This window comes from Microbulbifer maximicatervae (SeqCode) (assembly GCF_052467815.1).
In genome coordinates, this window is record NZ_CP174326.1 from 2,401,617 (window position 1) to 2,413,667 (window position 12,051).

General features: G+C 48.0%; 9 protein-coding genes. 4 read left to right on the forward strand and 5 right to left on the reverse strand.

The features are described 5' to 3' along the window. Positions 1-86: 86 nt before the first annotated feature. Entirely contained in the window at positions 87-1,658 is a 1,572-nt protein-coding gene (gene cueO / locus ACJJIW_RS10420; protein ID WP_444937280.1) for a multicopper oxidase CueO, read from the forward strand. A 20-nt stretch (positions 1,659-1,678) separates the two neighbouring features. On the opposite strand, the gene ACJJIW_RS10425 is transcribed toward cueO, so the two are convergent. After that, entirely contained in the window at positions 1,679-2,113 is a 435-nt protein-coding gene (locus tag ACJJIW_RS10425; RefSeq protein ID WP_444937281.1) for a helix-turn-helix domain-containing protein, read from the reverse strand. A gap of 28 nt (positions 2,114-2,141) precedes the next feature. Here ACJJIW_RS10425 and ACJJIW_RS10430 point away from each other — a divergent pair, with 28 nt between their 5' ends. Continuing rightward, positions 2,142-3,647, forward strand: coding sequence for an MFS transporter (locus ACJJIW_RS10430; protein ID WP_444937360.1), 1,506 nt, complete (start codon positions 2,142-2,144; stop codon positions 3,645-3,647). A 282-nt stretch (positions 3,648-3,929) separates the two neighbouring features. After that, the gene (locus tag ACJJIW_RS10435; RefSeq protein WP_444937282.1) at positions 3,930-4,436 is read left to right on the forward strand and encodes a hypothetical protein; all 507 of its coding nucleotides are present in this window, start codon (positions 3,930-3,932) and stop codon (positions 4,434-4,436) included. Between the two features lie 287 nt (positions 4,437-4,723). Here the strand turns inward: ACJJIW_RS10435 and ACJJIW_RS10440 are convergent, their stop codons facing one another. Continuing rightward, positions 4,724-5,677, reverse strand: coding sequence for a hypothetical protein (locus tag ACJJIW_RS10440; RefSeq protein ID WP_444937283.1), 954 nt, complete (start codon positions 5,675-5,677; stop codon positions 4,724-4,726). An 846-nt stretch (positions 5,678-6,523) separates the two neighbouring features. Between ACJJIW_RS10440 and ACJJIW_RS10445 the strand changes: the two genes are divergently transcribed. Further along, complete coding sequence (locus ACJJIW_RS10445) at positions 6,524-8,956, forward strand: glycoside hydrolase family 19 protein (RefSeq protein WP_444937284.1); 2,433 nt, start codon at positions 6,524-6,526, stop codon at positions 8,954-8,956. 147 nt (positions 8,957-9,103) lie between these two features. Here the strand turns inward: ACJJIW_RS10445 and ACJJIW_RS10450 are convergent, their stop codons facing one another. From ACJJIW_RS10450 to ACJJIW_RS10460, 3 genes are all read right to left on the reverse strand, one after another. Then, the gene (locus tag ACJJIW_RS10450; RefSeq protein WP_444937285.1) at positions 9,104-9,919 is read right to left on the reverse strand and encodes a NosD domain-containing protein; all 816 of its coding nucleotides are present in this window, start codon (positions 9,917-9,919) and stop codon (positions 9,104-9,106) included. Between the two features lie 381 nt (positions 9,920-10,300). After that, complete coding sequence (locus ACJJIW_RS10455) at positions 10,301-11,524, reverse strand: hypothetical protein (RefSeq protein WP_444937286.1); 1,224 nt, start codon at positions 11,522-11,524, stop codon at positions 10,301-10,303. A 235-nt stretch (positions 11,525-11,759) separates the two neighbouring features. Next, positions 11,760-11,957, reverse strand: coding sequence for a hypothetical protein (locus tag ACJJIW_RS10460; protein ID WP_444937287.1), 198 nt, complete (start codon positions 11,955-11,957; stop codon positions 11,760-11,762). Positions 11,958-12,051 lie beyond the last annotated feature (94 nt).

The following is a 12,051-nucleotide window of genomic DNA, read 5'->3' on the forward strand; positions in this document are numbered from 1 at the left end:
TTGGAATAAGCCGTCTAAGATTTCTGGGGATAAAAATGACCAGTGCCCTAGACACTTGGAGCTATGGCGCATAGGGAGGTGGACCCATGGCTCAATTGTCGCGACGGAAATTTTGTTTTGCCACTGGCGCATTGGGGGCGGCCTTACTAACAGGGGTGTCGACTTCCAAAGCTGCCCAGGCACAGAAGGGCCGCCGTCAGGCTTTACCGATTCCCCCGGAGTTGCGTGCAGATAGGCAAGGCCGGATTAAATTGGCAGCGCGCCCGGGCAAGCAGTCTTTCCTACCGGGGGTGACTACGCGTACTTATGGGTTCAATGGTCCGTTTTTAGGTCCGGCGATACGGGTGCGCAAGGGCGAGAAAGTAACCGTCAGCGTGGTCAATCATCTGCCGCAAAATGTAACTGCGCATTGGCATGGACTGATCGTACCCGGCAATGCCGATGGTGGCCCCTATATGCCATTGAAGCCTGGAGAAACCTGGACCGTAGATTGGAACATAATCCAGCCCGCCGCCACCTTATGGTTTCATCCCCACCTCTACCCGACAACCGCCGAGTTGGTACTCAAAGGCTTGGCGGGATTGATTATTATCGACGATGAAGAAGGCGATGCACTGCCGATACCTTCGCGGTGGGGTGTGGATGACATTCCGCTAGTGATTCAGGATCGCCGCTTCACCGATGATGGTCAGTTCTTCCATCGCTTTAACGAAGTGACGGTTGCGGCGGGCTATTGTGGGGATCGACTTCTGGTTAATGGCGTTATTAATCCGGTGGTCAGGCCACCTAAAGGCTGGGTGCGCTTTCGTATTTTGGATGGCTCCAACGGACGCAACTATCGGCTTGCCACCAGTGACAAGCGACCGCTCTACGTGATCGCCAGCGATGGCGGTTTTCTCTCGGAACCAGTGAAAGTGGACGTACTACCTATTGCTGCGGGAGAGCGCTACGAAGTAATGATCGATACCCGCGATGGCAAGCCTTTCGACTTCCAAACACTGCCAGTGCCCCAGCCAATAATGCACCTGCCGCCATTTGATCAGGCCCACAGTTTTCTCAGTGTGGTGCCTGGAACATCTGAGGGGAAAGGAAAATTGCCGGAGCGCCTGGTATCCCTGCCGACAATTCCCCAAAACCTGCCACCAATCAGTCAGAAGCTGGTGATGCAAATGAATCGACAGAAGCAGGCGCAAGCTGTGATCGGTGCAACGGGGCTGCCGCAGATGGTTGCCGCAGGTACGACCAACCCCGATGTGGTGGCCAAAGTATTGAAGCTAATTACTGAGGGGCCGGCATTGCCGTTAAAAGAGCAATTAACTGCGAATGCGATTAATGGGGTTTCCTTCGCATTTACCGAGCCCGGGTTTAAGGTCGCGAGGAATAAGGATCTGCGCTGGGAGATCTCTGAAGGACAGGACCGAATGCTACACCCGGTACATATCCATGGCTGCCAGTTCCGAGTCACGAAATACAATAATGCAGAACCGCCTCTCTATATGCGTGGCTGGAAAGATACGATGCCCATATCCGATGGCGGCAAAGCGGAAATATTTGTTCGCTTCCCGCTGCCGGCGATGCCGGATATGCCCTATATGGCGCACTGCCATGTTTTGGAGCACGAGGACTCGGGAATGATGACAGAGTTTAGTGTCTCCTGACTTTATTCGCTGCTATTCTGTCAGCGTCGCTTCTGTTTCCTGTCTTCCTTATGCTGTAACTTGGTAGCTTTCCTGATCAGGTTTTGGAAGTTGGGGCACTCCAGCTGATTGACTTCGGGACAGTTGGCCACATGGCGTAGCCCATCGCGCATAGCTTCGAGTCGGCGGATATTCTTTTCCAGGTCGTCGGCCCTGGCGAGGAGCTGCTCCCTGTCGATAGCGGGGTTGCCATTAGAGGAAAACATCTCGCCAATTTCATCCAGGGAAAAACTGGCGTAGCGGCCAAGGGAGATAAGGGACAGCTGTTCTATCACTGTGGCTTTAAAAATTCGGGTAATTCCCCGACGACCACATGACTTTATCAGGCCTTTTTCCTCATAATACCGAAGTGTGGAAGAGGGGAGTCCCGACAGTTTGGAGACTTCGCGTATATCCAGTTCTTCCCTGTTATTCATCGCTTATTGACCTCAAGCTCACTTGAAGTTGTATGCTAGTTTCACGCGTCATTACTGGCAAGTCAAAGTTCAGCTTATGCACACCGCGAAAAGTTATTCCGAAGACCCAATTTCCCAAGAGGCTGCTCAGGTTTCCAAAAGAGGAGTCCTGGTCACCTTGTGTTTGGCGACCTTGCTCGCAGCCTTGGGAGTCAGCGCAATTAATATGGCGCTGCCTGTATTAATCGAAAGCTTGGGGGCTTCCTTCAGTAATACTCAGTGGATTACCGTGGCCTACATGATGTGTATGACTGCGACTCTGCCTATTGCCGGCAGTCTCAGTGATAAGCTGGGTCGCAGAAAATTGTTTCTAAGCGGCGGATTGATATTCACCTTATCGACATTACTTTGCGCGCTGTCTTTTAATGTTTGGACTCTGGTTTTTTTCCGCGCAATACAAGGGGTCGGTGCGGCGATGTTCGTGGCTGTGTCTATGGCTATTGCCAGCGACGTTTTCGATAAAAGTGAAACGGGAAAGATAATTGGATTGTTGGGTAGCCTGTCTGCGGTTGGGACTGGTATGGGCCCTATCGTGGGCGGCTTGATTGTCGAAAACCTGAATTGGCAGGCTATCTTTTGGTTGGTAGTGCCGGTGGGATTGGGGGTGTTTTTCCTCGCATATCGAACTCTACCGGAAAACATAGTCGGCGAAGTTGTTGATGGCAGAAGTCGACTCAAACGCTACCTGGCTGCAGCATTCCTGTTCTTTAACATTGTTTTTTATACCCTGGCGATTAAGCCATTGGGAGAGGGATATTCCGCAGTTAATGGAATTGCTATTGCTCTATCGGTGATATTTGGTGTGGGGTTGTTTTATGTCAGGCAGAAAGTACAACCCCTGCGTGAAGGATTTACGGAGTCTTCTGGAAAGCAGACATTCTTGGCGAATGTGGCTGGAAACTTTTTGGTGGCTTCATCGGTAATGAGTAGCCTGATTGTAGGGCCTTTTTATTTGACCCTGGCACTGGATCTGGACCTTTTTATCGCAGGGCTGGTGATGACAACCGGATCATTTATGGTGGCTGCTTGTTCAAATCTTGCCGGTCGAGCCGTGGATCGATTCAATAGTCGAGGTATCGTATTACTGGGTCTGTTAATTTTACTTTGTGGAGCCATGGGAATGGGACTGCTCAGGGTGGAGCAGGGCTTGGTAGGCTATCTGGTTTTTTCCGTCACTATGGCAATGGGTTACGGAACCTACCTTTCGACAGTTAATACCATGACCATGAATAGCGCCCGGGCCGAAGTTCGTGGGCGTATTTCCGGGTTTCTCAGCCTTTCACGAGGATTGGGTTTATTGACTGGAGCTTCTGTGATGAGTGTGATTTTTGTAGGGCTTGTACCCAGCCAGCCCCTGCAAGACATGAGTCCGTCGCAGATAGCGGATGGTCTCAATGCCGTTTATCGCCTGGCATCAGTGTTCTTGTTAACCGCATTAACAATACAGATCGTGTCTATTCTTGCCAGCAAGCTTGCTTCCCGAGCGCAAAATTAACGATTACCTCCAGAGCTATAAAGTAAACCCATTAGCGAGTGCTTCGTTTTAGTGAGCACTCGCGGGTATTTATAGCTGCTGGAGCTATTAATACCCATCTCTATTTCCTGATTTATTCCTATTTTCCAGGCCAACGCCTTTACACTTCACCCACGACTTAAATAGCTAAAAATACAGGCACAGATCTGGTTGACTTAAAGCTGGCTTCAAGTTGTATCTTAAATTTGTGGATTCGCAGTAATTTTCAACAAGATATCGAGAGAGCTCTAGGAGGACCAATCAGTGACGAATTCTTTGAGACAGTGCGTTGAAGCACTTAAAGCGAATTGGCAGGGACTTGATACTTCATCAATTGTGAGATGTCGAGAAGCCCTGGGAAAATTGGCGGCATCAAATTCTAATGAGGCATGGTTGGCTGATCTACACAGTCGCCAAGAACCCAGTGTAGAGTTATACCGGGATGAAGGTAAGGGTTTTATCTTGCTGGCTCATGTGGAGCCTCGTGGGCTCTATCGTCCACCACATAATCATGGCAATGGCTGGGTATTTTACGCGGTGCAACATGGTGAAGTGGAGATGTCTACCTATGGTTTACTTAATCAAGACGATGGTGAACAACTGGTGAGCCGGGGCTGTTATCAGATGACGCCCGGTGACTGTAGTGCGTTCTTACCAGGGGATATTCACGATACTCGCTGCCTTTCTGAGTATGTGTTGATGTTTAGATTGACCAGCTGTGACTTTAGCGAGGAGAAGCGTGAGGGACGTCTTAGGGTCTTTGCACCTTAAGCAAGAGTTTAACAATTGCCCGCTGGCCAGTTGCTAACGGGCAATTATCGATTGGACGGTTCCTAAGGAGCCTCTGAATAACGCCGTAATGCCTCTGCGGGTCTTGAAGGCTGCAGATGTTAGGCGCAGCTCGCCGCGAATGGCTCTAGTCCTTTGTAAGAGCTGCAACGCAGCAGCTGTGGCCTTCAAGGCCCGCCCTTCGGGGCTTGCAGAGGTATCACGGAGTTATTCAGAGGCTCCCTAAGCCCAGTTCAATCAAAACTTTCGATTAAAAATCGTAATCTCTATTATTGGGATATCATCCCAATATTGCCATTGCCCACTTGACTGGCTGAGATATTTCCATTGACTTCACTCTGTGAAATATCAATAAAATTATCCAGCCCATTTTGTTGAGATAAGGCGAAACTCGAAGTGCCCTCCTGAAATGCAAAAGCCTCATTAAACATACCTTCCTGTGTGGTGGTGATGCTCATGAGTTCACCTTCTTGTCGAGAGGAAGAGATATTGTCTGACCCGATCTGACTTGTTTGGGCGTAGCTGTTTTCATTGAATATTTGCCAGAGAGTGGCATTGTTGCTATCACCTAATTGGGTGACTTCACTAGTAAGGGACTCGCCAAAGTTCTGCAAGCTGGTCGCCTCATTTCCTGTTCCGTTTTGTGTCACGGTAGAGGTATAGAAGGTACCGCGTAATTGAATTAGGACACCATCATTCAGCGTTCCTGTTTGGAGAAGTGAGCCTGAGTGGAAATCACCACTCGTGGCGCGGACAAACCCCATATTACTTTGTCCAGATTGGAACAAGTAGCCTGTATTGCCAGTGGAGTCACTTTGGAAGAGTTCACCGTCATTCAATAGCCCCTCCTGATAGATTTCCCCATTAGTCGTAGTGGTAAGTATCTGGGTACTGAGTGCGGTCTGATTATCACCCAACTGCACAACTTGCACCGTGGTTGAAGTGCTTTCTTCTTGACTGGCGATGGCGCTATTACTGTCTCCAGTTTGCATTTGAAGTATGTAGCCCAAGGATGAATTCACAGATTGCATCGCTTCGGCAGAATTGGAACTACCCGCTTGCCTTTGTTCTATTAAGTTATTTTCAATGGTTGGGTCAGCTTGATCGGCAGTTGCCAGATTGCCATCGCCGTATTGCTCTACAGTGGTAATACTTGTGTCCGCGTGGCTAATAGTACCTAACAACAGAATTGTGGATGAAAAAAGGATAGGGTAAGGCTTCACAAAGATCTCCCTTTGTTGAACTAATCTAAGCTCTTTCCTGTTTGGGGCACGGGGTGCTAGCCAAAGGATAAATGACTGCTAGTTGCGGCTTATTACTGCTGATATTGCCGATCTAAAGTGTCGCCATGGAGTAAGGGAAATACTATGGGCCAGAAGTACTTTTATTTTGAGAGAAAAGTCACTGACAAAAGATTCAGGAATTGTGAAAAGCTGTATTTATCAGTTGTGGTTCCTGGTTAGGTTGGGAACTTTTTCTCACTTAGTCGATGGAAACTGCCGTGAGCTTTTCTATAGGTGACTGTTGACTAGGTAATTATCCTCATATTTTGATCCTGTATTGCTATTAGTAAAAATTTTTGCTGTTGTGGTTTTTTGTAGATATAAAAACCTATAATTTATGCTTTTTACGTGCTTTTGATCTTTAATTTAGATATTTACTCACTGGCGCACGCGGCCTGTGTCGATATGGTCACGAAATATTCTGTTTAAATCTGGAACCATTCCGTTTGGTATTTATCGAAACTGCTGAGTACGTATGGGGCTATTTGAACAGCGTACAGAAATAAAGTAAGTGTTTGTGATAATTACTAAAGGTGCAGGGGCAGTTGCACCCAGTTGAGTAAATAAAAACGAGGAAGGGGAGTGGGTTCCTTACAATTTAGAGCATCCTGGCAGTGTATAAATATTCATGCCAAGAATGCCTGCTCTATTTATTAATGCTTTCCGTTATACGTTATTCACACAAGCTCTTGATCTCTATTTTTGCAAATAATACCTGTCAGTTTGGTATTTGCCTCATCGCGTAAAACTTTAAATAGAACCCTAAAAACGACAATTGGAGATTCTATGAGCCATATTTTTATTCGCACAGCCATAGCATCGGCGCTGATGCTGGGCGCTCAAGGTTTGAGTGCGGCACAACCCGCCGACGACTACGTTGCGGGGCAGAGTTATACCGGTGGAAGCCAGGTTTGCTACGGGGGAAACTTATATAAAGCTCAATGGTGGGCAACAGCTTCTCAAGTTCCCTCGGATGCCCTGACAGCAGAAAACCGATGGGACTCCCCCTGGATTTTGGAAGAGTCAGGTGCGTGCGATACCAGTGGTGGCGATGACTCCAATTCCGGTGATGGTGATGGCACCGATTCTGATGATGATACTGATACCGGAAATAACGGTGATACGGATTCTGGTAACAATGATGATGCAGGTTCCGGCAGTGGTGGTGGCACTGGTGGCTCTGATGACTCCGATACTTATATTTCTGGTCAAAACTATCGCAAAGGCGAAGAAGTTTGTTACGACGGTGACCTATTTGTTGCCCAGTGGTGGGCTAATAGTGACGACCACCCCACCGATGCATTAACGGCTGAAAATACCTGGGGTTCCCCTTGGCTTCTTAAGGAAGCGGATGGTTGCTCCAGTGACGGTGGCTCCGATGATGACACCGGCACCGGTGGCAATGATGGCGGCAGTGATAACGACGATAACGACAACAGTGGCGATGGCAACGATAATTCTGACAGCACTCCCATTACGATAAGTGCTTCAGTGTCGCAGTCACAAATTACCGGTGGTGGCACTGTAATACTTGATGCCAGTGCCTCCGGTGGCGAGGGCAATTTATCTTACAGCTGGGCCCAATTATCCCCGGCCTCTCCTGAAGCAGATATTGCCTCTGCGACCAGCGCATCCACCACTGTTACCCTACCTTCAAGCACCTTTGATGTGAGCTATGTCTTTAGCCTGATCGTCAGTGATGGTGACTCTACTGAAGAAGCACAGGTAACCGTGCAAAACCTCGCTGTGGACGATACCGATGAAGACGACGATGATAATACCGATGGTTCTGAAAGCTCAGTAACCGCAAATATCTCGGCCTCAAGTATCAATGTTGGCTGTAGTGGAACGGTTAATCTGGATGGCTCTGGCAGCACCGGCGGCAGCGATATCTCTTATATCTGGAGCCAAACTAGTGGGCCGGTTGTAAAGATGACCAACTATACCGGCAGCGCTACCTCAGTGACCCTGTCTGAGGTATACAGCGATGTAACCTATACCTTCCAGCTGACGGCTTCTGACTCCACTCAGGCTAGTGATGTGGACGAGGTCTCCATTAGCCAGGAAGGCTGTGCCGCAGCCGATGGCTATGTGATGGGCATCAGCGAACTGGAAGCTGCAGAAGAGTCGATTACCAGCAGCGATTCCCTGCTTCAGGAAGTAAAGGATACTGTCGAAACCCGGGACAATGCCGTGGTTGAGGCGGTACAACCTGGCCGCAGTGCAAACCCTGAAAATGTCCTCCGCGTTGAGAGCATCCTGTCTGAAGAAGATTGGGATTACCTTTTCGCCCTCAGAGCGGAAGAGTACACCTACACCAATTTCCTCCGTGCCGTAGCCAAGTTCCCAGCTTTCTGTGGTGACTATACCGATGGCCGCGATGCCGAGGCGATCTGTCGCAAGTCGATGGCGGTAATGTTTGCACACTACGCCCAGGAAACCGGTGCCCACGCAACAGGTTGGGAAGTGCCGGAATGGCGCCAGGGTCTGTACTGGTTGCGGGAAATTGGCTGGACTGAAGATACTTCCGGTGGCTACGGCGCCTGTGATGCCAGCAGCAGCTGGGCAGCGGAAGCATGGCCCTGTGCGATCAATGATGACGGTGGCTATAAGAGCTACTTCGGCCGCGGTGCCAAGCAGTTGAGCTGGAACTATAACTACGGTCCCTTCTCCCAGGCGATGTACGGCGATATTTACACCCTGCTGGAAGCCCCGGAATTGGTAGCGGATACCTGGTTGAACCTGGCGAGCTCTATCTTCTTCTTCGTCTATCCACAGCCACCCAAGCCAAGCATATTGCATGTAATCGATGGTACCTGGGAACCGAATAGTGTGGATCTGGCTAATAACCTGACTTCTGGATTCGGTGTTACCACCAATATTATTAATGGAGCGATCGAATGTAGTTCTGGTACTGAAGACTACCGCTCACAGTATCGGATCGAGTACTACCAGAGCACAGCGGATTACTTCGGTGTAGAAATTCCGGCAGATGAAGAACTCGGTTGTGCCAATATGGGGCAATTCCAGACTGGCGGTGCAGCCTCCCTGGATATTTACTGGGATAAAGATTGGGGATGGTCTGCGGATACCCCAAATAATGAGAGCTACGCATGTCAGTTGGTGAATTACCAGACTGCCTACTCAGCACTGAATGAGGGCGACTATGCCAAGTGTGTTGAAGGCAATTTTGATATGACCATCGATTACCAAGACTAAAAACCAGGGGGCTAATTAGCCCCCACTCAAACCCTTTCAGTGACCTGGTTCTCCCCCGCAGCCAGGTCACTTTTTTATTACCTTTCCTTCGGTGTTATCTTTCTCTAAACCTATCTACAGGCATATACATTCCTGTTAGACAAAATTTTAATCCAGGCAGTTGGGGTTAGCCGTTGTAAAAGTGTTGGAGATCCATGTATTGGAAGACGTACAGGCATCGGCATTGGCGTCATTAAGGTCGAAGCCAATGCCGGCGCCGCCCGAATCAACTCTGTTGCCGGTAATAAGGTAATTGGTTTGCGCAAACTCCTGCATCAATATGCCGCTAAACATAATATTTAAAACGGTATTTTGCGTAATAATCCCTCCGGACGAGCTTCCGATAACGATACCATTCAATCCTGTTGTGAGACCTCCAGTTATTGGCTCTATGGTGTTTTGTGAAACGAGTGCATAGTCCCCTTGGATAACAATAGAGTCCCTCTCGTTATTTACAATTTCATTTGAAAGTATGCTGTTAAAATCCCCATCGGAAGAGATACCCATTTCGGTATTTAAAGAAATTGTCGAACTGCTAACAAAGTTGTTATTGCTGGTTAGGGAAATACCTATTTCGTTAGTTTGCACTAGGATATTGTAAATTCCATGAAATCCCGAGTCCTCTGCGCTGACGCCGGTATAACAATTCTCAATGGTCCCGTTTGAGAGAAAAGCCCCCTGACCAGACAAAATGATGCCAGTATTCAGCACGGGAAGTTCGGCACAGTGCACGGTAAACCCGTTCATATCCAGATTGCCGCTGGGACCGGATATGGTGATTGGCGGTGTGGCAGTGCAGAATAATATGTCTTCAGTCATTATTTCAGCGGTGGTAATGGTATCGCCGCACTGAACGTCGGCAAAAGATAGGGCTGGTAAAAGCACGGGTGCAAAAATGAATGGGAAATATTTTCCTGCCTGCATAGGGTTTCTTCTCTGTCAGTTGCTTTAAGGTAGCGCTTAAAAGAGATCCTTTGAGCGGATCTTCTGAGAAAAATATAGATATGATTGATTGGGAGGTGAGGTAATAGGTGACGGAGATCAGGCGTGGGAAATGGGTGCATATTATCGCTATTTACATAGATCCGAGCCAAATAAGTAGGAATAATCAGAGGCTCCGAACTCCCTGGACGGGCCGTTTTTATAGGTACAGATTACTCTTTCCCCTCTGTGGCATCGTGCCCGCGCCATGCGTATAAAGCGGAAATATACAATAGGTTTGATAAACTACAATGCCGCCGGATATTGCAAGGAATATTGGCGGCATGGTGTAGCAAATTATTCAGGGGCTGCTTGAGGTTACTCCTACTGTGCGACCTGGGCAAAGTTGGCGCTGCCGACTTGGATAGTGAAGGAGGATTGACCTACGCCAGTCTGCGATATTTCTTTATAATGCCCATCACCGATTTGAAGCAGTGTCAGGGAATTACCCAGGCCACTTTGGGTGATAACCGCATCATTGGAGCTACCAATTTGGGCGACATCTGCACTGAGAATAACGCCATCCTGTTGTAGGCTGACAGTATTCCCTGTTCCTACCTGTGCAACCAGAAGATGTACGTCAACCCCTAACTGATCAGTATCTGATGAATTTTGGCTCCCCAATTGAGCGATCTCACCACTGCTGATCAACGTATTTTGATCGGCATCAACACTATTTCCTGTGCCGCCTTGGGTAATGATGAGAGAGCCATCTTCCGATAGGCTTTGATTGGTAATTGCTGTATTTAAAGTTCCCAGTTGAGCGATAAATACACTATTGGAATTACTTATGGTCTGGGTAGTTTCGGCAGAGTTCTGTGTACCGGTTTGAAGTATTTCCGCACTATCTGAATTTGCGTCCAGCTGCGAAATTTTTGCGTAGTTATCACCTCCTATTTGGGTAATAGCCCCTTGGGCGGAGTCACTATCAATCTGGTCAATACGCCCCGTATTTAGTGAACCGACCTGAAGTAGGGTTCCAGTGCTACCTGACCCTAACAACTGCAGAATATTCCCCGTGTTTGACACTCCAAATTGTTGAAGTGTGCCACTAGCGGAGCTTATATTCTCCTGGTAAATTTCTGCGGAGTTTTGTTCTCCCAATTGAGTGGTGAGTGATGAGATTGAAGAGGTCACAACCTGTTGGGAGGTAGCGGTATTCGATACGCCGATTTGATTGACGATAATCGATCCGTCTGATGAGCTTCCCTGGCCAGCATTAGCGCTGTTACTATCCCCTGTCTGAGAAGTGTTGATATGCCCATTACTGGTATTTTCCTGGGCAGTCTCACTGTCATTGGCGACACCGATCTGGCTTTGCACGATGGTGCTTTCAGTGGTTCCATCAATTTGGAGGGCATCCTCGCTGTTGTTGACTCCAATTTGAGTTTGTACTATTAAGCTGTTGTTAACATCAGAGTCTGCATTATTGGCTGTGGCGGTATTACCTATGCCAGTTTGGTTTTGGATTACAAAATTGTTTTCGGCAAAAACCACACTGCTGATTGCCAACGCAAGTGAGCTAAAGATAAGTGGTGAGATTTTCATAAGTTACTCCTTTAAACTAAAAATCCCCAAATCATTGTCCGTTCAGTTACTGCTTCCTCCTTGTAAATCGAATTGACCACTGATATCCACTTGAGGCTCTGCCGATGAACGATACTGCATACAGAGCCTAATCCTGTGAGTTTTGGATATAACTATTGCTGCATACTGGCAAAGTTGGCATTACCAATTTGTAACGTAAATGAGGTTTGGTTTACATACACTTTGTGAAGTTTCTTCAGAATGACAGCAGCCAATCTGGATTAATATCATCAAATTTCTCAGATCCGTATGGGTACATGGTACTGCCATTTTGTGTTACAGCGGTGCTCAGAAAGGCCCCACCTTGCTGTGAAGTAACAAAATTATTCTCGGCGATAGCAGCACTGCTGATGGTCAGCGCCAGGGAATCGGTAAGGAAGGAAGAGATTTTCATAAGATACTCCTTGACTACAAAATCTCTATGACAGCATATGGTGATGTTTAGGCGATGTGCTCATTAACTTTTGCATATTGAGTAGGTTAAGATG